This is a genomic window from Roseobacter sp. FCG-D35 (assembly GCF_033436665.1).
Classification (GTDB): domain Bacteria; phylum Pseudomonadota; class Alphaproteobacteria; order Rhodobacterales; family Rhodobacteraceae; genus JAWQFO01.
Genome location: NZ_JAWQFO010000002.1, coordinates 413,907 through 435,410, shown reverse-complemented (window position 1 = coordinate 435,410; position 21,504 = coordinate 413,907). Strand labels below are relative to the sequence as shown.

General features: G+C 66.1%; 17 protein-coding genes. 6 read left to right on the top strand and 11 right to left on the bottom strand.

The features are described from left to right. Window positions 1-559: 559 nt before the first annotated feature. Genes R5H30_RS06210 through R5H30_RS06200 form a run of 3 tightly spaced genes read right to left on the bottom strand, consistent with a single transcriptional unit; the run spans window position 560 to window position 2,600 of the window. Window positions 560-1,225 carry an alpha/beta hydrolase gene (locus R5H30_RS06210; protein WP_318327209.1) on the bottom strand — a complete coding sequence of 222 codons (666 nt, stop codon included), beginning with the start codon at window positions 1,223-1,225 and terminating at the stop codon, window positions 560-562. Next, a complete protein-coding gene (locus R5H30_RS06205; protein ID WP_318327208.1) occupies window positions 1,222-1,866 on the bottom strand; it encodes a DNA-3-methyladenine glycosylase family protein in 645 nt (214 codons plus the stop codon). The genes R5H30_RS06210 and R5H30_RS06205 overlap by 4 nt, the downstream gene beginning before the upstream one ends. Continuing rightward, on the bottom strand, window positions 1,863-2,600 hold the full coding sequence (locus R5H30_RS06200) for a precorrin-6A/cobalt-precorrin-6A reductase (RefSeq protein ID WP_318327206.1): 738 nt from the start codon (window positions 2,598-2,600) through the stop codon (window positions 1,863-1,865). The genes R5H30_RS06205 and R5H30_RS06200 overlap by 4 nt, the downstream gene beginning before the upstream one ends. A 78-nt stretch (window positions 2,601-2,678) precedes the next feature. Between R5H30_RS06200 and R5H30_RS06195 the strand changes: the two genes are divergently transcribed. Next, the gene (locus tag R5H30_RS06195) at window positions 2,679-3,890 is read left to right on the top strand and encodes an MFS transporter (protein WP_318327205.1); all 1,212 of its coding nucleotides are present in this window, start codon (window positions 2,679-2,681) and stop codon (window positions 3,888-3,890) included. 81 nt (window positions 3,891-3,971) lie between these two features. On the opposite strand, the gene R5H30_RS06190 is transcribed toward R5H30_RS06195, so the two are convergent. The 4 genes from R5H30_RS06190 to cysS all read right to left on the bottom strand — a co-directional run bounded on the left by R5H30_RS06190 (window position 3,972) and on the right by cysS (window position 8,593). Continuing rightward, window positions 3,972-4,748, bottom strand: coding sequence for a squalene/phytoene synthase family protein (locus R5H30_RS06190; protein ID WP_318327204.1), 777 nt, complete (start codon window positions 4,746-4,748; stop codon window positions 3,972-3,974). Continuing rightward, window positions 4,745-5,458: a class I SAM-dependent methyltransferase gene (locus R5H30_RS06185; RefSeq protein WP_318327203.1), complete on the bottom strand. Its 714-nt coding sequence runs from the start codon at window positions 5,456-5,458 to the stop codon at window positions 4,745-4,747. Before R5H30_RS06185 ends, R5H30_RS06190 begins: the two co-directional genes overlap by 4 nt. Then, window positions 5,455-7,065 carry a citramalate synthase gene (gene cimA / locus R5H30_RS06180; RefSeq protein ID WP_318327202.1) on the bottom strand — a complete coding sequence of 537 codons (1,611 nt, stop codon included), beginning with the start codon at window positions 7,063-7,065 and terminating at the stop codon, window positions 5,455-5,457. The genes R5H30_RS06185 and cimA overlap by 4 nt, the downstream gene beginning before the upstream one ends. A 142-nt stretch (window positions 7,066-7,207) precedes the next feature. Next, a complete protein-coding gene (cysS, locus tag R5H30_RS06175) occupies window positions 7,208-8,593 on the bottom strand; it encodes a cysteine--tRNA ligase (protein WP_318327201.1) in 1,386 nt (461 codons plus the stop codon). 286 nt (window positions 8,594-8,879) lie between these two features. On the opposite strand from cysS, the gene R5H30_RS06170 reads away from it, so the two are divergent. Continuing rightward, the gene (locus R5H30_RS06170; RefSeq protein WP_318327200.1) at window positions 8,880-10,112 is read left to right on the top strand and encodes a pyridoxal phosphate-dependent aminotransferase; all 1,233 of its coding nucleotides are present in this window, start codon (window positions 8,880-8,882) and stop codon (window positions 10,110-10,112) included. A gap of 4 nt (window positions 10,113-10,116) precedes the next feature. Here the strand turns inward: R5H30_RS06170 and R5H30_RS06165 are convergent, their stop codons facing one another. Then, the gene (locus tag R5H30_RS06165; RefSeq protein ID WP_318327199.1) at window positions 10,117-10,722 is read right to left on the bottom strand and encodes an outer membrane protein; all 606 of its coding nucleotides are present in this window, start codon (window positions 10,720-10,722) and stop codon (window positions 10,117-10,119) included. Window positions 10,723-11,192: 470 nt separating this feature from the next. On the opposite strand from R5H30_RS06165, the gene R5H30_RS06160 reads away from it, so the two are divergent. Next, window positions 11,193-12,731, top strand: a complete 1,539-nt coding sequence (locus tag R5H30_RS06160; protein WP_318327198.1) for a trimethylamine methyltransferase family protein — start codon at window positions 11,193-11,195, stop codon at window positions 12,729-12,731. Between the two features lie 3 nt (window positions 12,732-12,734). On the opposite strand, the gene R5H30_RS06155 is transcribed toward R5H30_RS06160, so the two are convergent. Next, window positions 12,735-13,196: a MarR family winged helix-turn-helix transcriptional regulator gene (locus R5H30_RS06155; protein ID WP_318327731.1), complete on the bottom strand. Its 462-nt coding sequence runs from the start codon at window positions 13,194-13,196 to the stop codon at window positions 12,735-12,737. Between the two features lie 81 nt (window positions 13,197-13,277). On the opposite strand from R5H30_RS06155, the gene R5H30_RS06150 reads away from it, so the two are divergent. Both R5H30_RS06150 and R5H30_RS06145 read left to right on the top strand, forming a co-directional pair. After that, the gene (locus R5H30_RS06150; protein ID WP_318327197.1) at window positions 13,278-13,634 is read left to right on the top strand and encodes a DUF1428 domain-containing protein; all 357 of its coding nucleotides are present in this window, start codon (window positions 13,278-13,280) and stop codon (window positions 13,632-13,634) included. A gap of 3 nt (window positions 13,635-13,637) precedes the next feature. Then, window positions 13,638-14,285: a glutathione S-transferase family protein gene (locus R5H30_RS06145; RefSeq protein WP_318327196.1), complete on the top strand. Its 648-nt coding sequence runs from the start codon at window positions 13,638-13,640 to the stop codon at window positions 14,283-14,285. Window positions 14,286-14,366: 81 nt separating this feature from the next. Here R5H30_RS06145 and R5H30_RS06140 read toward each other — a convergent pair whose 3' ends face one another. Continuing rightward, a complete protein-coding gene (locus R5H30_RS06140) occupies window positions 14,367-14,897 on the bottom strand; it encodes a hypothetical protein (protein WP_318327195.1) in 531 nt (176 codons plus the stop codon). 289 nt (window positions 14,898-15,186) lie between these two features. Between R5H30_RS06140 and R5H30_RS06135 the strand changes: the two genes are divergently transcribed. After that, a complete protein-coding gene (locus R5H30_RS06135; RefSeq protein ID WP_318327194.1) occupies window positions 15,187-17,301 on the top strand; it encodes a sterol desaturase family protein in 2,115 nt (704 codons plus the stop codon). 366 nt (window positions 17,302-17,667) lie between these two features. Here the strand turns inward: R5H30_RS06135 and R5H30_RS06130 are convergent, their stop codons facing one another. Next, window positions 17,668-21,303, bottom strand: coding sequence for a vitamin B12-dependent ribonucleotide reductase (locus R5H30_RS06130; RefSeq protein WP_318327193.1), 3,636 nt, complete (start codon window positions 21,301-21,303; stop codon window positions 17,668-17,670). Window positions 21,304-21,504: the final 201 nt, after the last annotated feature.

The window sequence follows — 21,504 nt, the reverse complement described above, 5'->3', positions numbered from 1 at the left end:
CCTCACACCGGTCCCCGGGCACCAGACCGGAGGCGCCTCGAGTCCCTGATGACTATATATCGTGGTTTGCATCTGACAAGCCTTTGCAATGCCACAACATGTCGCTTCTTCGCTACAGCGCTTACGTAACGGCGACGTGACGGTTTTCCACAGGGTTTTCCAACCTCTTACCGAGGCATCGCCCGGCCGTGACGTCGAATTTCGGGACTGCCGGGCCTGCCTCAAATCGCCAAATGGTAACCGACCCTGCGCCGCGCCATCCGGCGCCATCCGCCGGGTCGCGTAGCATCCGACAATCTCGGTGCGGCAGTAGTCGCGACACCTGTAGTTTTCGCCGAACCATCGGTCGCGCTGGTCCTCGCCCGGACGAAGCCAAACTGCCATCTTGGTCGCGCCATATCGCTACTGCGACGACGCATGCAGAGAGGCGCGCGCAGACGACCGCGGATGATGCCGCGGTCGAGGAGTCATTGGACTTGGTCTCCGGAGCGCGGTCGCTCTACCGGCGCGATCACACAAGCGATTTTGGAGGTCGCCGCGCTTTGGCTGCAAGACGTGCTCAGAGGTGCAGTTTGTCGCGCATGAAGGCCAGGGCGACCGACAGCCCGTCCGGCGCGATGCCGTGGCCGGTCCCCTTCATCACGTGGGCGTAGACTTCCTTCCATCCCGCCTGCTGCAAGGCTTCGGCGGCTTCGGGCAGCGATTGCGGCGGGACCACCTCGTCGGCGTCGCCATGCACAAGCAGGACCGGCGGACGCACAAGCGTCTCCTCTTCCAGCGCCTCGGGGTTCAGCAGCCGGCCCGAGAAGGCGACGATTCCGGCCACCTCATCCTCGCGGCGCGGGGCGACATGCAGGCTCATCATCGTGCCCTGGCTGAACCCGAAGAGCACGACCTGCTCGGGCAATACGTCCTCGTCGACCATCAGCGCGTCGAGAAAGGCGTTGAGATCGTCGATCGACTGGCCCATCGAGCGCATCGCCTCTTCCTCGGACGACCCGTCGATCCAGGGGATCGGGAACCATTGGAACCCCATTGGCGCGCCGGGACAGTCCTCGGGCGCGTCGGGCGCCACGAACAGCGTGTCCGGCAGATGTTCGGCCAACGGATCGGCTAGACCCAGCAGGTCGGCGCCGTTGGCCCCGTACCCGTGCAGGAACACCACGACCGAGCGCGTGTCCCCCGAGGCCGGCGCACGCCGCTCCGCATTCAAAACCCGTGTCATGTGATGGCATCCCTTCCCTTGGCGTGCCTGTAGTAGGTGAACAGCAACCGCGCCGCAACCGCGCGCCAGGGCGACCAGGCTTCGGACATTTGTCGCAGCGCCCGTTCCTTCGGGCGGGCCTCGAGATCGAAGATGAGACGCGCCGCCTCCTGCAGGGCGAGGTCGCCGGGGGCGAAGACATCGGCGCGCCCGAGGCTGAACATCGCGTAGATCTCCGCCGTCCAGACGCCGATCCCCGACACCTGCGTAAGCCTGGCGACGACCTCGGCGTCCTCGGCCCGGCGCAAGGCGTCGTAGTCGATGTCGGCGGAGGCGAGCGCCCGGGCATAGCGCGCCTTCTGGCGGCTGAGGCCGAGCGCGCGCAAGTCTTCCTCCGAAAGTGCCGCGACCCGCGTCGGATCGGTCAGGCCCGCGGCCTCGAGCCGGCCCCAGATCGCGCGGGCCGAGGCGAGGCTGACCTGCTGGGAGACGATGGCGGAAAGCAGTTGCGCGAATCCGTCGGGCTTGCGCCGCAGTGGCAGGGGGCCAACCGCCTCGAGTGCGGCGGCAAAGCGTGGCTCGGCCCGGGCGAGCCAGGCCGCTCCTTCGGCGACGTCGGCGTCGCAGGTAATGATGCGCCCGACATGTGCGTCATCCGTCATGGCGCAAGCGCCCAGTCTCGGGCCTCGGCCACCGAGGCGACCACGGGCGCCCCGGGCGGCGCGGCGGGTCGCGCGATCATCAGGACCTGGCATCCGAGGCTCCGGGCGGCTTCGAGCTTGGCGCGGCTTTCGACGCCGCCGGTGTTGCGACAGACCAGATGGGTGATGGCATTGTCGCGCAGCATGGCGCGTTCATCCTCGAGCGTGAAAGGAGGCGATGCCGGCAGGTAGGTCATGAAGGTGAAGGGCGGCGGCGTGGCGGGTGTCTCCATGATGCGCAGGATCAGCGCCGTCCCCTCAAAGTCGCGCCAGTCATCGACCGTCGCGCGCCCGGTGTTGGCAAAGACACGGGCCTCCGGCGGGAGCGCGGCGACCGCCTCGGGGATGCTGCCCACCCCGGTCCAGCAATCACCGGTCTGCGCCTGCCAGGCCGGACGCAGCAGCCGCAGGTACGGGATGCCGAGTGTCTTGCAGGCCTGCTGCGCAACGGCGGTGACGCCGGCATCGAAGGGGTGGCCGGCGTCGATTACCCGGTCGGGCACATCCGCCGCTAGCCAGGCGGAGAGGCCGTCCGCCGGTTCCGCAGACGCCACATGCGTCGGGACAGGCAGCGGCGCAAGCCGAGACGGTTCGGACAGGCACGCGCGCACCTCGGCGCCAGCAGCTACAAGAACCGAGGCCAGCGCATGCGCCTCGCGCGCGCCCGCCAGGAGAGCCAGTTTCCGCCGTCGCATCATGCCGCGACCATAAGCGGCGCGGGCGCGCTGGCAAGGGGCTTGCCGCCGTCGCGCACGAGGACTAGGCATGGCGCGATGGAGACGAGTGACGACAGCCGGGCACGGCGCAATGTCTGGGTTCTGGTGGCGGCGCAGGCGCTTCTCGGGGCGCAACTGCCAATGATCTTCACCATCGGCGGGCTGGCCGGGCAGTCGCTGGCCTCGAACGTATGTTTCGCCACGCTGCCGATCTCGCTGATCGTGCTCGGCTCGATGCTGGCCGCGACGCCGATGTCGGCGCTGATGCAACGCTTCGGGCGGCGCGCGGGCTTCGTGACAGGCGCGGGGTTCGGCGCACTGGGCGGCGTGGTCGGCGCCTGGGGGCTCTCCATCGCCTCCTTCCCGGTCTTTCTAGCCGGAAGCCTGCTGACCGGTATCTACTTCTCGGCCCACGGCTTCTACCGTTTCGCCGCCGCCGACACCGCGTCGGAGGCGTTCCGGCCAAAGGCGATCAGCTACGTCATGGCCGGCGGGCTGGCCTCGGCGATCATCGGGCCGCAGCTGGTCAAGCTGACCGCCGACGCCTACGTGATCCCGTTCCTCGGCACCTATCTCGCGATCATCGTGCTGAACCTCGCGGGCTCGCTGCTGTTTTTCAGGCTCGATATCCCCACGCCGCCGCGGCCGACGCGGGACGCGCCGCGCGGCCGGACGCGGCGCGAGTTGCTGCGCAACCCGCGCATCGCGGTGGCGGTGATCTGCGCCATGGTCTCCTACGCGCTGATGAACCTGGTGATGACCTCGACGCCGCTGGCGGTCGTGGGCTGCGGCTTTTCCAAGTCGAACGCCGCCGACATCGTCACCGGGCACGTTCTGGCGATGTACGTGCCGTCGTTCTTCACCGGGCACCTGATCGCACGCTTCGGCGTCGAGCGCATCGTGGCATTGGGGCTTGCCATCCTTGGCGCTGCGGGCCTCGTGGCGCTGAACGGCGTGGAGTTGGGAAATTTTTTCGTCGCCCTCGTGCTGCTCGGGATCGGCTGGAACTTCGGGTTCATCGGTGCGACGACGATGCTGGCCGCGAGCCATACCGCGGCCGAGCGCGGGCGCATGCAGGGGCTCAACGACCTGCTGATCTTCGGCGGCGTGACGCTGGCCTCGCTGGCGAGCGGCGGGCTGATGAACTGCTCGGGCGGCAGCGCGGTGGAAGGCTGGACGGCGGTGAACCTCGCCATGGTCCCGGCACTGACCCTCGCGGGCGGGGCGCTGATCTGGCTTGTGCTGCGGCCGCGCCGGGCCGCCGCCTGAAGCGTTGCGTGGGGGCGCTGCCCCCGCCGCGCTGCGCGCGTCTCCCCCGGGATATTTTCGAACCAGAGAGGGCGCAGCTAGCTACCAGAGGCCGGTGGCGGTGCGCAGCGCGAGACTGAAGCCGGCGAGGGCCGCATCGGACGTCAGGCGACCGTCGGCGACGCGGGCGGGGTCGCGGGCGGCGGCGCGCAGAATGCGCGTGGTCCCGGCGACTGAGTTGAGCGCCGGCCGGGCGGCGCGCGAGACGGTCCCGCGATTGCGGCGCGCCCGCGCGAGCCGGTCCAGCGCGGATCGGGCAAGACGCCGGACACCCTCGGGCGTGCCGTCGACAAGTGGGATGCGGCCGCGGGCTTCGAGTTCCGCGACCGCACATAACCAGGCGGCGATGCCGGCCGCGCAGGCGGCGTCGCGCACGGTGTGTTCGTCGGCCGGACCCAGGGCCGAGGCCGCGGCCCAGACGAGGTTGCCGGCGGTGGCGTCGATGTAGGTGGCGAGGTGGTCGTGGTCCTCGAACGGGTCGCGATGGATATCCCAGCTTCGGGCCGCGACGAGTGCATCGAGCAGGTGCGCGCGGTCCGGGGCGATGACTTCGGCCAGGGGCGTTGCGACCTCGTGTCGGCGCACCGGGCCGCCCTGCCCGATTTCGTCCGCGACGTCGCGCCACCATTGCAGACGCATCTCGGCGATCATCGGCTCCTGCGTGACCCACGGTGCGCGCGAAACCTCGACGTTGAAGGCATAGAGCGGGAAGAGCACGGTCCGCGCCGCCAATGGAGCGACCATCGCGGCGCGGAAGCGGTGCGGGTCGGCCGACTCGACGATCCGCGCGCAGGCCAGGACGTCAGTCGACAGGGTCATTCCGGGCGCACCACGAGCAAGGCATAGGCGATGGCCTCGGGCGCCTGCCGCCAAGCCGCGATCTCGGCTTCGGCTGCGTCGAGCACCTGCCGGACCTCGGCGTCAGGACGGCCCTTGCGCAAGGCGGCGATCCTGCGTTCGAGAGAGGCGTAGTAGCGCGCCCAGGGGGGGCCGACGATGATGCGGTGCCCAAGTGGCGCGAACCCCGCGGCGCGAACGCGCGCCTCGATGCCGGCGAGATCGGTCAACGCGGGATAATCGGCCCAGAAGCGTTGCGTCGCCCCGGTCTCGGCGCCGGCAATCGCGCAGGGTTCGGAAAAGGCGATCGCGCCCCCGGGTGCGAGGTTGCTGCGCCAGCCCGACAGCCCTTCGGTCACGCCGAGAAAATAGAGCGCACCGGCGCACCAGATCAGGTCGAAGGCGCCGTCGAGCCGCGCCATGTCATTCTGACGGGTCTCGACCCGCGCCCCGAAGCGGGCCAGCCGCTCCTTTGCCTCGCGCGCGAGCGGTTCGGCTTGCTCGACCGACACGATCCGCGCGTCACGCCGGGCCTCGGCCAACGTTGCGCTGTCGGCGCCAGAGCCACAGCCGGCGTCGCAGATACGTGCGCGGTCCGGCGTGCCGGCGACCTCCAGGGCCCAGAGCACGTCTTCCGGACACCCCGGTCCTTCGCGGTCGAGGCCGCTATAGACGCTGAAGAACGCGCTCACGTGTCGCGCACCAGCTTCCAGCGGATCGCGTCGAGCAGCGCCTCGAAGGAGGCGTCGACGATGTTGGGCGACACGCCCACCGTCGACCAGCGCCGGCCTTGCCCGTCCTCGCTGTCGATGATGACGCGGGTCACGGCCTCGGTGCCGCCTTGGGTGATGCGCACCTTGAAGTCGACGAGGCGCATGTCGTCGATGATCTCTTGGTAGCGCCCGAGGTCCTTGGCCAGCGCCTTGGAAAGCGCATTGACCGGGCCGCGATCGCTGCCCATCTCGTCCATGCTTTCGGAGACCGAGAGTTTCTTCTCGCCGTCGATCTTCACCACGACCACGGCCTCGGAAAGGCTGACCATGCGGTCGTACTTGTTCTTGCGGCGCTCGACCGTGACCCGGTAGCGCTTGACTTCGAAGAAGGCGGGCAGCTGGCCCAGCGCCTCGCGGGCGAGCAGTTCGAAGCTCGCCTGCGCGGTGTCGTAGGAATAGCCCTCGGCCTCGCGTGTCTTGATCGTGTCGAGTATCAGGCCAAGCGCCGGGTCGCCCTTTGCCACCTGGAGCCCCGCGCCCTCGAGGCGCTCGCGCAGGTTCGACTGGCCGGCCTGGTTTGACATCGGGATGATGCGGCTGTTGCCTACCAGCGCCGGGTCGATGTGTTCGTAGGTGGACGGATCCTTCAGCATGGCCGAGGCATGCAGCCCGGCCTTGTGCGCAAAGGCCGAAGAGCCGACGAAGGCGGCCTGGCGCTTGGGCACGCGGTTCAGGATCTCGTCGAGCGTGCGGCTGATGCGGGTGAGGCCGCGCAGCGCTTCGAGGGTGACGCCGGTCTCGAAGCGGCTGACATAAGGCTCCTTGAGCAGCAGGATCGGGATCAGCGCGGTGAGGTTCGCATTGCCGCAGCGTTCGCCGAGCCCATTGAGCGTGCCCTGAACCTGTCGGGCGCCGGCATCGACGGCGGCAAGGGTGCAGGCGACGGCATTCTCGGTATCGTCATGTGTGTGGATCCCGAGGTGGTCGCCGGGGATGCCGGCGGCGATCACCTCGGCGGTGATGCGGCCGACGTCGGCGGGCAGCGTGCCGCCGTTGGTGTCGCAAAGCACGACCCAGCGCGCGCCTGCCTCGTGCGCGGCTCTGAGACAGTCGAGCGCATAGTCGGGGTTGGCCTTGTAGCCGTCGAAGAAATGCTCGGCGTCGAAGAGCGCCTCTCGGCCCTGCGCGACGAGATGCGCGACGGATTTGGCGATATTGTCGAGGTTGTCTTCGAGAGAGATCTTGAGCGCGGCGGAAACGTGGAAGTCGTGGGTTTTGCCGACGAGGCAGACCGACGGGGTGCCGGCGTTCAGGACGGCGGCGAGCACGTCGTCGTTTTCCGCCGACAGGCCCGCGCGCTTGGTCATGCCGAAGGCGGTCATGGTGGCGCGGGTCTGCGGTGCGGTCTCGAAGAATGCGCTGTCGGTTGGGTTGGCACCGGGCCAGCCGCCTTCGATGTAGTCGACACCGAGGTCGTCGAGCGCCGTGGCGATGACGCGCTTTTCCTCGGTGGAGAATTGAACACCTTGGGTCTGCTGGCCGTCGCGCAGCGTGGTGTCGTAAAGGGTGAGGCGCTCGCGGGTCATGGGTGGGCGTCCAAAGTTTGAGCGTTTTGTTCAGGATGAACTGCCCGGCGGCAACGCCGGGCAGCGCCCGACCCGGCCCCCAGGGCGGGCGCTTCACGCCTACCCTCGGGCCGGGCGCTGCCCTCCACGGTAAACGAGGCGCTCATTTTAGAGCCTCCCAGTTTCCGAGGTTCGGATTTGTGTGGTCAAGGTGCCAAGTCGTGCCCTGTGGGCCATCTGAGAGCATTACGCCGATGGACGCCAAATGGTCTCGGATCTCATCTGCACGCTGGAAATCTCTCTCGCTCTTCGCCGCCAGTCTCGCGGTGACGTAGGCTTCAACCTTTTCCTGAAACTCTTTGGTAGGTACATCCGCCTCCAACGAACACCATTCGCCTAGCGCATCGGTCAGCAATCCGATCAGACCCGCCGTAGCCTTCAGCCCGGCAGCATCTTCCTTTCCGGCAAGCCTGTGCAGTTCGGCAATCACGCCCGCCGTGTTCACGTCATCCGCCAGCGCCTCGAGCGCCGCGCCGGACATGTCGCCCGGATCGACGCCATCGGTCATTGCTCGCCATTTGCGCAGGGTGTCCTCCGCCTGCCGCGCCTTCTCCGCTGTCCAGTCCATCGGCTTGCGGTAATGCGTCGACAGCATCACGAAGCGGATCACTTCGCCCGGCACACCCTGATCCAGCAGATCCCGCACGGTGAAGAAGTTGCCGAGCGATTTCGACATCTTCTTGCCTTCGACCTGCAGCATCTCGTTGTGCATCCAGACCCTGGCGAACTCGGCGTTCGGGTAGGCGCAGCAGCTTTGCGCGATCTCGTTCTCGTGGTGCGGAAACATCAGGTCGTTGCCGCCGCCGTGGATGTCGAAACTCTCGCCCAAAAGCTCGTGAGCCATGGCGGAGCATTCGATGTGCCATCCCGGGCGCCCGCGGCCCCAGGGGCTCTCCCAGCCGGGCTGGGTATCGTCGGACGGCTTCCAGAGCACGAAATCCATCGGATTGCGCTTGTAGGGCGCGACCTCGACGCGGGCGCCGGCGATCATGTCGTCGACCGAACGCCCCGACAGCGCGCCGTACTTCGCGTAGCTGTCCACGGCAAACAGCACATGACCTTCGGCGGCATAGGCGTGACCCATCTCGATCAGCCGCTCGATCAGCGCCACCATCGCCGGGACCCACTCGGTCGCCCGCGGCATCGCGTCTGGCTCGAGCGCGCCGACCGCCGCCATGTCCTGAAGATACCAGCCGGTGGTCTCGTCGGTGATCTCGCGGATGCTGCGCCCGGTCTCGGCGGCGCGCGCGTTGATCTTGTCGTCGACGTCGGTGAAGTTGCGCACGTAGTTCACGTGATCCGCTCCGTAGACATGGCGCAGGAGCCGGTAGAGCACGTCGAAGACGATGACCGGGCGCGCGTTGCCGAGGTGCGCGCGGTCATAGACGGTCGGCCCGCAGACATACATGCGCACGTTGCCGGGATCGATCGGGGCGAACGCCTCCTTGCGGCGGGTCCGGGTGTTGTGAAGCTTGATCTGGGTCGACATGGCCGGGCGTCCTTGCGCGGGGGTGACGCGGGCTTAGCAATCTCTGGTCAGAATGGAAACGACAGTGAACGCCCGCTGGATGGATCAGCGAATGGTAATGCAGCAGCAAATGGCGTTCATGCGGGTCATGGCCCCGCATATCCCGCGGCGTCGCTTGCGGTCAAGGGCTATGGACCCGGCCGGGCGACGCCGCCCGCGCCGGCATGTGATTGACGAATCGCGCCGCCTCTGCGCCCTTGCCGCCGATCTTCGGACGCGGACAGACAGGCGAAAAGGGAACGGGCAGATGCAGATTTCGAAGCGGCTGGACGGGATCACCGGCGGTGGCTCGGACGGGTGGGAGCTGTTTCTCAAGGCGCGCGCGATGGTCGCCGCCGGGATACCGGTGACCGAGCTGACCATCGGCGAGCATGACATCCGAACCGCCGCCCCGGTGCTGCAGGCGATGCACCAAGCGGCGCTGGGAGGACACACCGGCTATGCCGCAATTCCGGGTGTCGATGCGCTGCGCGCGGCCGTCGCCCGGCGCGTGACCGAGCGGACCGGCGTTGCGACGACACCCGAGAACGTGCTGATCACGCCCGGCGGGCAGTCGGCGCTTTTTGCGGCGCACATGGCAGCCTGCGATGTGGGCGACCGGGCGCTCTACATCGATCCCTATTACGCGACCTACCCAGGCACCATCCGAGGCGCCGGCGCGGTTCCGGTCGCGGTGCAGGCCCGGGCCAAGAATGCATTCCAGCCGCGCGCGGCGGACATCGCCGAGGCCGCGCAGGGCGCAAAATCGCTGCTCGTCAACTCCCCCAACAACCCGACCGGCGTGGTCTATTCGCGCGAGACGCTCGAAGGCATCGCGAGGATCAGCCAGGACGCGGATCTGTGGCTGATTTCGGACGAGGTCTACGACACCCAAGTCTGGGAAGGCGAACACGTCTCGCCGCGCGCGCTGCCCGGCATGGCCGAGCGCACGCTTGTCGTGGGCTCTATGTCCAAGAGCCACGCGATGACCGGATCGCGGATCGGCTGGCTGATCGGCCCGGAAGCGGCGATTGCGCATCTGATCAACCTCGCCACACACACCACCTACGGCGTTCCGGGCTTCATCCAGGACGCGGCGCTTTTCGCGCTGCAGGAGGGGCCTGACTTCGAGGCCGAGATCGCCGAGCCGTTCCGGCGTCGGCGGGCGCTCGCGAAAAGCATCCTTGCGCGACAGAACACCGTTGGCCTCGTCCCCGCCGGTGGCGCGATGTACCTGATGCTCGACATCCGCGCGACCGGCATGTCGTCGGAAGACTTCGCGGAAGACCTGCTCGAGACTCACCGCATCGCGGTCATGCCGGGAGAAAGCTTCGGTGCGGCGGCCTGGGGGCACATCCGCGTTGCGATGACGGTCGAGGATGCCGCCTTCGAACGGGCTTTGGCGACGATCTGCGCCCACGCGCAGCAGCGCGCCGCAGCCTGTGTCAACGAGAACGGCCCGGGCGGAAAGCCCGGGCCGCGTATCTTTCCAACCGCGTGACCGATCAGAACTTGTAGGACGCGCGCAGCGAGACGGTGTTGGCGCTGGCGTCATTGCCGTCTGCGCCGAGGCCGTCGAACTCGTGCCGTAGCACCTCGCCGCCGACCAGCCAGTTATCAGTCACCTTGTAGGACACGCCGAGACCGTAGAACGGCCCGGTGTCGTCGCCCACCGAGGTGCTGGCCATCGCCGACCCCGCCGTGGCGTAGACCAGCGTGTTGCCCAAGTCATAACCGCCCTTGAGCTTGAGGCGCGTCACGTCGTCGACGGTCGCGGCGCCATCGCCGATGTCGATGTCCATCTTGTCGTAGTCGAGTTCGGCACCGGCGACCCAGTTGCCGAAATCGTGGTTGTAACCGACGTGCACCCCGTAGAACGTATCGTCGCCGTCGATCCCGTCGAGACCGCCGTCGCCCGAGACATCGCCGTAGCCCAGTTGCACACCGCCGTAAAAGCCGCCCCAGTCACTGCCGTAGTCGACCGGAGGCGTCGCGACCGGCGCAACCGGCACCGGCTCGACGGGGGCCTCGACGAGGTCGCCCGCCATCAGCGGGGTTGCGAGAACGGTGGTGGCTGCCAGGCTGGCGGCGATACTCTTGAACTTCTTCATCTGTCTTGTCCTTTCTTGCTCGACTGCCGTTGTTGGCAGGGGCGATCGCTGTTGCCCTCGTACCTTCAACGACGGTCCACGCCGAGTTGTTCACCGCGCCCGACCATTGCCAGAGCCGTGGCGGATTTGCGCGCGATTTGGCGCACAGCGTGGAATCATGCCGGCGGGAACCGGCCCAGCGACCCTGCGTAAGCCACGTTCAACGCTCACATTTCCTTGAAGTCCCTTGCGTAGAAAGCGCCGGAACGCCGCAGGGTCCAAAAGCGACCCGGCGTCGCAAACGCGGCAGACAGAGGCGGCGCGCCGTCCGACCATCATGCCGTCCGGGAGGGCCACGATGCAGGGCGACCAAAGCAAGATCGAACTGGTGATCCGCACCATCGGGGCCGAGCGGGGACGGGCCGCACGCGGCGGACCGATCGAAAACTGACCGCCGCCGCCCTCAGTTTTCTCCTCTCAAGGACACCGATATGAACGACCAGTCCCAGACCCGCAGCGGTGGCCGTGCCGCGCGTCGGGCCGCCCGTGCCGGCCCGCTTGCCGAACATCTCCGCCCGGTGCGCGCCGGGATGTCCGGCGGCACCTACGCGCCGCTGACCCGGGACGGCATGGACCGCATCCACACGGCCGCGCTCGACGCGCTCGAAGAGATCGGGCTTGCCGACGCGCCGCCCTCCGGGATCGAAGCGATGACCCGCGCGGGTGCGGTTCTGGGCGGCGACGGGCGCTTGCGTTATCCGCGCGCGCTGGTCGAGGACACGATCGCGCGGGCCAATCGGTCGATCACTCTTTGCGGACGCGATGCCCGTCATGACATGGACCTCTCCGGCACCCGTGTTCACTATGGCACCGCGGGGGCCGCCGTGCATATCGTCGAGCCGCACGACAGAACGTATCGCGAAAGCACGCTTCAGGACCTGCATGACGCCGCGCGCATCTCCGATGTGCTCGACAACATCCACTTCCTGCAACGCCCGATGGTCGCCCGCGACATTTCCGACAACCGCGAGATGGACCTGAACACCGTCTATGCCTGTTGCGCGGGGACAACCAAGCATATCGGCACATCCTTCACCGAAGCCGAGTTCGCCGCGGACGCGCTGGAAATGCTGCACCTGATCGCGGGCGGCGAGGAGGCCTGGCGTGCACGGCCTTTCGTGTCGAATTCGAACTGCTTCGTTGTGCCGCCGATGAAATTCGCCACGGAAAGCTGCCTGGTGATGGAGACCTGCATTCGCGGCGGGATGCCGGTCCTGCTGCTCTCGGCCGGTCAGGCCGGGGCCACCGCCCCTGCCCCGATCGCGGGCGCCATCGTGCAGGCCGTGGCCGAGTGTCTGGCCGGACTGGTCTATGTGCAGGCGATCCAGCCGGGTCATCCGGCGATCTTCGGCACCTGGCCTTTCGTGTCGGACCTGCGCACCGGGGCGATGTCGGGCGGGTCCGGCGAACAGGCGCTGCTGACCGCGGGCTGCGCACAGATGCACCGCCATTACGATCTGCCCGGCGGCGCGGCGGCGGGCATCGCGGACGCCAAACTGCCCGACATGCAGGCGGGCTGGGAACAGGCCATGTCGAACGTCATGGCCGGGATGGCGGGGCTCAACATGGTCTACGAGGCTGCTGGGATGCATGCTTCGCTGCTGGGGTTCTGCCTGGAATCGCTGGTGATCGGCGACGACCTGATCGGACAGGCGCTGCGCTGCGTGCGCGGGATCGAGGTCAGCGAAGACGCGGTGTCGCTGGACGTCATGCGGGCCACCTGCCTCGGCGGGCCGGGCCACTACCTCGGTTCGGCCCAGACGCTGGAACTGATGCAGACCGAATATCTTTACCCCCGCCTGGGCGATCGCAGTTCCCCCAAGGAATGGGAGGAAAAGGGCAAGCCCGACCTTCTGGAACGCGCCAGGGCGTTCAAGGACGAGATCCTGTCGCAAAGATCCCGCGCGCGCTTCGATGCCGCGACGGACGCCGCGATCCGCGACCGCTTCCGCATCCACCTGCCCGCCTGAACGTCAGGTGGGGCGGTCGACCTCGCCCAGCACCTCGACAAGACCGGTACGCAGGGCCTCCGGCGTGATGCGGCTCAGCAATGCATCGACCCGGTCATGCATCTCGCGCCAGATCGGCAGCGCCTGCTTGAGCGCCTCTCGCCCCGCGTCGGTCAGGCGCAGCCGTCGCGCGCGCGCATCCTGGTCGTCGGCGAAGCTGTCGACAAGGCCCCGCCGTTCCAGTGGCTTCAGGGCGGCGGTGACGGTGGTGCGATCCATCGCGAGAACGCCCGTCAGATCACCCACGCGCGGCCCGTCCGGTCGGTTGAGCGCCATCAGCAGCGAGAATTGTCCGTTGGTCAGCCCGACCGGGCGCAAGGCCTCGTCAAAGACGCGCCCCAGCCGCCGCGCCGCGCGCTGCGCATGCAGGCACAGGCACCTGTCGCGCACCTCGTGGGTGGCGGAAATCGGCAGGTCGGGATCCATCACGATATTTATGTTGATATCAACTTAACTGGCTGTCAACGTCGGAGAAGACGATTCAGAACCAGGAAGGGAGTGACAGACATGGCCTACGTCAGCGGATTTCTTTTGGCGGTACCGGAAGACAAGAAGCAGGAATACCTCGATATGGCGAAAGCAGCCTGGGAGATCTTCAAAGATCACGGATGCCTCGCCATGCAGGAAAACTGGGGAGAGAACGTGCCCGATGGCAAGGTCACCTCGTTTCCGATGGCGGTGCAGAAGAAGGAGGGCGAGGTCGTCGTCTTCTCCTGGATGGAATGGCCGGACAAGGACACGGCGGACAAGGGCTTCGAGGCGATGATGCAGGACCCGCGGATGGAAAAGATCCAGGTGATGCCCTTCGACGGAATGCGGATGATGTGGGGCGGGTTCGAACCTCTGATCCGCATGGAAGCCTGAGCCATGGGCATCGAGATCAGCGGCTTCGCGTGGGTGCCCGAATTCGCCCAAGGCTACGTCAAGGACCTGCGCCCGCGGTGGGCGTTGGCCGAGGCGGGACTGAACTACGAAGTGCGCCAACTGGAAAACGGCGAGACCGACGGCGCCGAATACCGGCGCTGGCAGCCCTTCGGGCAGGTGCCCGCCTACCGGGATGACGAGGTCGAGCTCTTCGAAAGCGGCGCCATCCTGCTGCACATCGGCCGAAAGTCCGATGTGCTGCGGCCGCGCGGCGCGCAGGAAACGGCCCAGACAGAAGCCTGGATGTTCGCTGCGTTCAATTCTGTCGAGCCACGCGTCGACAACCTCGTGAATCCGCAGATCTTCTACCCGGACGAGGACTGGGTGGCGGGCTGGCGGCCGCACGCGCTGCGCCTGCTCGAATTTCGCCTGACATCACTGACCGGCTGGCTTGAAGGACGCGACTGGCTGGTCGCGCGCTTCGGCGTGGCCGATATCGCCATGGCGACCGTTCTGCGCGGGTTGCGAGAAGAGCCGGTGATCGACGATTTCCCGGTCGTCGCATCCTATCTCGAACGCTGCCTTGAACGCCCGGCTTTTGCCGAAGCACTCAGGAAACAGCGTGAGAGCTTCCGGCCTGAAGCGGCCTGATTCCCTGGCCGCGGCGGGGGCCGCCTCGTCGCTTGGACCTGCCCGGAGGAAACACCCGCCGGGCAGGATTCGGTCCGGATGTCAGCCGCCCTGCTCGGACGTGCATTTCCGGGCGGCCTCGATCGCCATCTGGGTGCCCGCGAGGCTGATCGAGAACGGTTTGCCGAGTTGCGGCGTGACGTCCATCTGCGACGTGTTCATGACATCTTCGACCAGCCGGGGATTGTTGGTGAGGATGTAGCCGCCAACGTGATTCTTCGACAGGTGATTGCCGCCGGAATAGCCGGTTCCCTGGTATTCCTTCCCGTCGAGCGACACGTTGATGCGCTGTTCGCGCACGCCACCGCTGGAATCGCCCAGCGTGAAGACACCGAGGTAGCCCAGATCTCCGGCCTTGGTCAGTCCCATCTGCAGCACGTCCTGTTCCGCGTCCGTGCGTTCGGCAAAGCACGAGCCCTTGGTCTCGTCGAGGTAGATGCGCCAGTCGCCTTCGGTCCCCCACTCGGTGAACGTGCTGCCTTCGACGGGCAGAACGTCGCTGGCCTGCGCCAGAGCCGAGGTTCCTGCGAACCCGCAGCAGACGGCTGCGGCAATGAGCGTCGACATCTTCATGGTGATTTCCTCTCCTGATTTGCGCAAACCCCATCGGCTCGCCCGCCGAAGATTGCGCGGAAAGAGCATAATACCACCTTGACATGAATCAAGGTTGTGCTCCGCTGCGTCCCGCGCTGCAAGGCGAAGCCCGTCCGCCGTCCGGAGACGAAGTCGGATTGCGCGAACACTGCGTTGCGGTTCAGAGAACAGTCGCATTTGCGCCTCAATTGCGCTCGATTGGATCGCTAGCTGTGAGCCAAATTTTGAGGGCTGTACCGTGGAAGCAATCGGATCAATCCTGGGACTCGTGACCGGCGCGCTGTTCGATCTGAACGTGCGCTACTCGTTGTTCTATCTGTCCTGCACGATCCTGATCGCGTTTCTTGTCTGGCGCTATCGCGGTCGTCCCGAGAGCTTCAGCACGTGGCTCTTTCCCAAGGCCGTTTACACGCACAGATCCAATCTGCTCGACATCAAGCTGTTTATCACGGGCCGCCTGTTCAGCATCCTGGGCCTATTCGGGGCCGTTTTCTTTCCCACCACCATCGCCTACGCGGTGCTGACCTACCTGTCACCGGATGAGTTCTCCGCCCCGCCGATCAGCTGGTCGCGCGGCTTCATCGCGACGGTGGTCGTCGTGGTCACTTCGGATTTCTGCAAATACTGGGCGCACCGTGCACATCACGAATGGCGCTTTCTCTGGCCGTTCCATGCCGTCCATCATTCGGCCGACGTGCTCACCCCGCTGACGGTAGAACGCGTCCATCCGCTCGAGCCGATCATCCGCAACCTGCTGATGACGCTGGTTGTCGGCCTTGTTCAGGGGCTCGTGCTTTACGGACTGGTCGGACAGATCAACCTGACGACCATCGGCGGGGCGAACGCGCTCTACTTCGTTTTCAACGCTCTCGGGTCCAATTTTCGGCACAGCCACATCTGGATCAGCTACGGGCCGGTGCTCGAACACGTGTTCATCTCGCCCGCGCAGCACCAGATCCACCATTCGGTTGCGCGCAAGCATCACGACAAGAACTACGGGTCGATCTTCGCAGTCTGGGACTGGGCATTCGGAACGCTCTACGTGCCGACCGAGCAGGAAAAGCTGCGCTTCGGGGTTTCCGACGGCACCGACAAGCCCGTCGAACAGCCCTACCCGACGCTGGTCGCCGCCCTGATCCTGCCCTTTACGCAAAGCTGGTCGGCGATTGTGGACAAGATGGGCGGGACACAGGCGCAGCGGACCCAAACCCCTGCCCCGCAGCCGGCAGCAACTCCGGCCCTTGCGCCCGCCATGCCGCAGGGCTTCTCGCTCTGGCTCGACGTGTTGCGCGCCGGCGCGGCCCTGACGGTCCTGTTCGGCCACATGGCCCACGTCCGGTTCACCGGCGGAAAATATTATTTCCTGCGCGACTGGAACGTGGCAAGCGACGCGGTCGCCGTCTTTTTCGTACTGTCCGGCGTCGTGATCGCCTACGCCGCCGGTCGCGACGCCACGCTGTCGCGGTTTGCCTTCAACAGGGTGACGCGCGTGGCATCGGTTCTGGTGCCCGCACTGCTTCTGACATTGGTCTTCGACGCGATCGGAACGCGGACCGACATGTCGGCCTACCCGCAAGGATACTATCAGCAGCTTTCGCTCGGAGAGTTCCTCTGGCGCGGCCTGACAGTCACGAACCTCTGGACCGGCGCCCAGGACTGGGTTCGCCTGGGATCGAACGGTCCGGTCTGGTCGTTGAGCTATGAAATCGGCTTCTACCTGATCTTCGGCGCGATGATTTTCCTCAAGGGCCTGACACGCGCCGCCGTGCTGGCCATGCTCGTGCTGCTTGTCGGCATTCCGATCCTCGTCATGTTCCCGGCGTGGTACCTCGGCGTGCTGGTCTGGAAGCGCGTCTCGGCCGCGCCGTCTACCCGCAGCCGCAAGGCGAACTGGGCCATCGCCGTCGGCAGCATCGCTCTGCTGGTCGCGCTCAAGGTCGCGAAACTGCCGAACATCCTCGAGAATCTGACGATTGCGGTGTTGCAACCCGTCAACCATCACGATCTGCTCGTCTATTCCAACGAGGTTCTGTGGAACACGGTGATCGCGCTGTTGCTCGCAGTGCACCTGATTGCGATCTGGGCGCTGGCGCAGGATGGCGCGCGCCGGGCCGAGGGACGCTTCGCGCGGCTGGTGCGCTGGATCGCGGGCGGCAGCTTCTCGCTCTACCTCGTGCATTACCCGACGCTGCACCTGCTCGACGCGACGCTGCCCGCCACGCTTCCGGGTCATGATCTGTGGATGCTCGTTCTGACACTCGCGGTCTGTTTCGGCTTTGCCGCGATCTTCGAACGCCCCATCCGCCGGTATCGCGCGGTCCTGCGCGCGCTATTTGCACGCATCGCCTCACCTCGTGAGGCCGACACGGCCTCTGCCGGATAGGCGAGAACAACTCACCGGGGTGACGACAGGACGATCGACTTGCGCCATGAGTTCCCTAGGCGAATGCGGCCTCGTCACCATCGGCTCAGCGCAAAGAAAAAGAGGCGCCGAAGCGCCTCTTGAGTTTCGCCGTTCAGGCTCGATCTGTTAACCGCTCGGATATTTTCTGCCTGCGGCCTGAACGTCGTCGGGGGCGAGCGCACCCGCCCCGTGTCAGGTGGGCGGACAAGGTACCGTCCCACCCATTCTTCCAGGGGCCCGGAAGCCCGTGGTGCGATCAGGGCGATAGTCCGCCCTGACCTCTATCTCGGCGGGGCGGGAGACCGAAGCCTCCGCGCCCCTGCGCGCCATAGCCGGCGCGTGTTCTCAGCTACACCCCGAGGTGCCCCCGCAGGTGTTGCACTTCATGCAGGTGCCGTTGCGCACCAGCGTGTAGTTGCCGCATTCGCCACAGGCCTCGCCTTCGTAGCCCTGCATCTTTGCCTTGGTCCGGGCATCGAGCGCCGTGGCGGTGACGGTGGTGTTCGAGGCCATGACCGCGACCCCGCCATCCGCGACAGCGGCCGCGTCCATCGAGGCCGTCACGCCCTGCCCGCCCTGCAGCACCACCAGCTCCTGCGGCAGACGGTTGCGCAGGTAGCCGGTCGAACTGATCTGGCGCAGCACTTCCAGCGACTTGGTGGCGGCCGTCTCGCTCAGTTCCGAGACGTTCTCGATGCCTTCCTCTTCCTCACCACGCCCCAGCGTGTCGAAGGTCGCACCCTCGGGCTGGACATGCGCGAGATCGGTACGGTCGAGGTAGCTGACCGCCAATTCGCGGAAGATGTAGTCGAGGATTGAGGTGGCGTTCTTGATCGTCTCGTTGCCCTGCACCATGCCCGCCGGTTCGAACTTGGTGAAGGTGAAGGCGTCGACGAATTCCTCGAGCGGCACGCCGTACTGGAGCCCGACCGAGACAGCGATGGCGAAGTTGTTCATCATCGCGCGGAAGCCGGCGCCTTCCTTGTGCATGTCGATGAAGATCTCGCCGAGGTTACCGTCCTCGTATTCGCCCGTGCGCAGGTAGACCTTGTGCCCGCCGACGATCGCCTTCTGGGTATAGCCTTTGCGGCGCTGCGGCATCTTCTCGCGGTGCCGTGCGACGACCTCCTTGACGATAATCTTCTCGACCACCTTCTCGGCCAGCACGGCGGCCTTTTCCTGCGGCGTTCCGCTTTCCAGCGTCTCGGCGGCCTCGTCGTCATCCTCGACCAGGGCCGCTGCGAGCGGCTGGCTCAGCTTCGATCCGTCGCGGTAGAGCGCGTTGGCCTTGATGCCGAGCGACCAGCTAAGCTCGTAGGCCGCCTTGCAGTCCTCGATGGTGGCCGAGTTGGCCATGTTGATCGTCTTCGAGATCGCGCCCGAGATGAAGCTTTGCGCCGCCGCCATCATCCGGATGTGGCTTTCGACCGACAGGTAGCGCTTGCCTTTCTTACCGCAGGCGTTGGCGCAATCGAAGATAGGCAGGTGCTCGGCTTTCAGATGCGGCGCACCCTCCAGCGTCATCGTCCCGCAGACATGATCGTTGGCCGCCTCGATGTCCTTGCGCGAATAGCCGAGGCTTTTCAGCAGGTCGAAAGTCGGATCGTTCAACTTCTCCGCGGGGATGCCGAGGACCTGGGTGCAGAACTCCTCGCCCAGCGTCCATTGGTTGAAGACGAAGCGGATGTCAAAGGCCTGACCCAGCGCGGCATCGACCTTGGCCAGCTCGTTCGGGCCGAAGCCGTGACCGGCAAGCGTTGTGTGGTTGACGCCCGGCGCGTTGCCGATGGTGCCGTGACCCACAGCATAGGCGACGATCTCTTCGATCTCTGCCGAGCCGTAGCCGAGCTTTTCGAGCGCCGCGGGGACCGAACGGTTAATGATCTTGAAGTAGCCGCCACCCGCAAGCTTCTTGAACTTCACGAGCGCGAAATCGGGTTCGATCCCGGTGGTGTCGCAGTCCATCACGAGCCCGATCGTGCCGGTCGGCGCGATCACCGAGACCTGCGCGTTGCGGTAACCGTGCTGCTCGCCGAGGTTCAGCGCCTCGTCCCAGGCCTGCATCGCCACTTCGACGAGGCGCGCGTCCGGGCAGTTGGCGTGATCGAGCGCCACCGGCTTGACGGCGAGGCTCTCGTAGCCGTCCGACAAGCCGCGTGCTGCGGTGCGGTGGTTGCGGATCACCCGCAGCATGTGATCGGCGTTCTTGGCATAGCCCGGGAAGGGTCCGAGTTCACCGGCCATCTCTGCGGAGGTGGCATAGGAGACCCCGGACAGGATCGCCGTCAGTGCCCCGCAGAGCGCACGGCCCTCGGCGCTGTCATAGGACAGGCCCATGTTCATAAGCAGACCGCCGACGTTGGCATATCCGAGGCCCAGGGTACGGAAGTCGTAGCTGCGCTGCGCGATCTCCTTCGAGGGGAACTGCGCCATCAGCACCGAGATTTCCAGCGTCACGGTCCAGAGCCGCGTCGCATGCATGTAATCCTCGACCTGGAACGCGCCGTCCTTGAGGAAGGTCAGCAGGTTCATCGACGCAAGGTTGCAGGCGGTGTCGTCGAGGAACATGTACTCCGAACACGGGTTCGATCCGCGGATCGGCCCGTCCGCCGGGCACGTGTGCCAGTCGTTCACGGTGTCGTGGAACTGGATGCCCGGGTCGGCGCAGGCCCAGGCCGCGTGCCCGATCTGCTCCCAGAGATCGCGGGCGCGCACGGTCTTTTTCACGCCGCCATCGACGCGCGAGATCAGCTCCCAGTCGGCGTCTTTTTCGATGGCGTGCAGAAAGGCGTTGGTGACCCGGATCGAGTTGTTGGAATTCTGGCCGGAAACCGAGTTGTAGGCTTCCGAGTCCCAATCTGTGTCGTAAGTCGGGAACTCGATCGAAGTGTGGCCTTGCTTGGCGTAGTCCAATACGCGCTTGATGTAGGTCTCGGGGATCGCGGATTTCTTGGCCTCGCGCACCGCTTCGCGCAGCTGCGGGTTGGTCGCCGGAACATAGGCATCCTCGGCCGCGCCGTCCCAGCTGCCGATGGCCTTGAAGATGAGGTTGAGTTTCTGCTCGTGCATCTTCGAGCCGGCGACGATGCTTGCCACCTTCTGCTCCTCGAGCACCTTCCAGTTGATGAAGTCCTCGATGTCCGGGTGATCGGCGTCGACGATGACCATCTTGGCCGCGCGCCGGGTGGTGCCGCCGGACTTGATGGCGCCCGCGGCGCGGTCCCCGATCTTGAGGAACCCCATCAGGCCCGACGACTTGCCGCCGCCCGACAGCTTCTCGCCCTCTCCGCGGAGCGATGAAAAGTTGGTGCCCGTACCCGAGCCGTACTTGAACAGCCGCGCCTCGCGGACCCACAGGTCCATGATGCCGCCCTCGTTCACCAGGTCATCCTCGACCGACTGGATGAAGCAGGCATGCGGCTGCGGGTGCTCGTACGAGGATTTCGACTTGGTCAGCTTGCCGGTCTTGTAATCGACATAATGATGGCCTTGGGCCGGGCCGTCGATCCCGTAGGCCCAGTGCAGGCCGGTGTTGAACCACTGCGGACTGTTCGGCGCGGCCTTCTGGGTGGCCAGCATGAAGCGCATCTCGTCGAAGTAGGCGCGGGCGTCCTCTTCGGTGGAAAAGTAGCCGCCCTTCCAGCCCCAGTAGGTCCAGGCGCCCGCAAGCCGGTCGAACACCTGCTTGGACGAGGTCTCGCCGCCCATCTCCGCGCCTTCCTCGGCGACCGAGCGCCACAGGAACTCGGGCACGCCCTTTTCCTTCACCTTGCGCGTCGCGGACGGCACGCCGGCCTTGCGGAAATACTTCTGGGCGATCACGTCGCTGGCGACCTGACTCCACGAGGCCGGCACTTCGACGTCGTCGAGGCGGAACACGATGGTGCCGTCAGGGTTGCGGATCTCGGAGACGGTGGAAACGAAGTCGAGCTCCGCGTAGGCGTCCTGATCGGCCCGGGTGAATTTTCTTTCGATTTTCATGTGCGCTGCCTCGTCTTCAGCTTCTTCGAACAAGGGCCGCATCCGTCTTTGCAAACCGCCCCACCGTCTCTTGAAAGCGCACAACACTTCTCCGTCCGCACGATCCGCGTCGTTGCGCGGATGCACGGCCATTCGACATGGTCGCAGTGATGTCAGCCCTCGGTCCGCCGCGTCGCCCTGTAGATTTTTCTACTACATATT

Coding starts and splice junctions, on each gene's coding strand:
- R5H30_RS06210 (WP_318327209.1), bottom strand. CDS start 1,225: ATGACACGGGTTTTGAATGCGGAGCGGCGTGCGCCGGCCTCGGGGGAC.
- R5H30_RS06205 (WP_318327208.1), bottom strand. CDS start 1,866: ATGACGGATGACGCACATGTCGGGCGCATCATTACCTGCGACGCCGAC.
- R5H30_RS06200 (WP_318327206.1), bottom strand. CDS start 2,600: ATGCGACGGCGGAAACTGGCTCTCCTGGCGGGCGCGCGCGAGGCGCAT.
- R5H30_RS06195 (WP_318327205.1), top strand. CDS start 2,679: ATGGAGACGAGTGACGACAGCCGGGCACGGCGCAATGTCTGGGTTCTG.
- R5H30_RS06190 (WP_318327204.1), bottom strand. CDS start 4,748: ATGACCCTGTCGACTGACGTCCTGGCCTGCGCGCGGATCGTCGAGTCG.
- cimA (WP_318327202.1), bottom strand. CDS start 7,065: ATGACCCGCGAGCGCCTCACCCTTTACGACACCACGCTGCGCGACGGC.
- cysS (WP_318327201.1), bottom strand. CDS start 8,593: ATGTCGACCCAGATCAAGCTTCACAACACCCGGACCCGCCGCAAGGAG.
- R5H30_RS06170 (WP_318327200.1), top strand. CDS start 8,880: ATGCAGATTTCGAAGCGGCTGGACGGGATCACCGGCGGTGGCTCGGAC.
- R5H30_RS06165 (WP_318327199.1), bottom strand. CDS start 10,722: ATGAAGAAGTTCAAGAGTATCGCCGCCAGCCTGGCAGCCACCACCGTT.
- R5H30_RS06160 (WP_318327198.1), top strand. CDS start 11,193: ATGAACGACCAGTCCCAGACCCGCAGCGGTGGCCGTGCCGCGCGTCGG.
- R5H30_RS06155 (WP_318327731.1), bottom strand. CDS start 13,196: ATGGATCCCGACCTGCCGATTTCCGCCACCCACGAGGTGCGCGACAGG.
- R5H30_RS06150 (WP_318327197.1), top strand. CDS start 13,278: ATGGCCTACGTCAGCGGATTTCTTTTGGCGGTACCGGAAGACAAGAAG.
- R5H30_RS06145 (WP_318327196.1), top strand. CDS start 13,638: ATGGGCATCGAGATCAGCGGCTTCGCGTGGGTGCCCGAATTCGCCCAA.
- R5H30_RS06140 (WP_318327195.1), bottom strand. CDS start 14,897: ATGAAGATGTCGACGCTCATTGCCGCAGCCGTCTGCTGCGGGTTCGCA.
- R5H30_RS06130 (WP_318327193.1), bottom strand. CDS start 21,303: ATGAAAATCGAAAGAAAATTCACCCGGGCCGATCAGGACGCCTACGCG.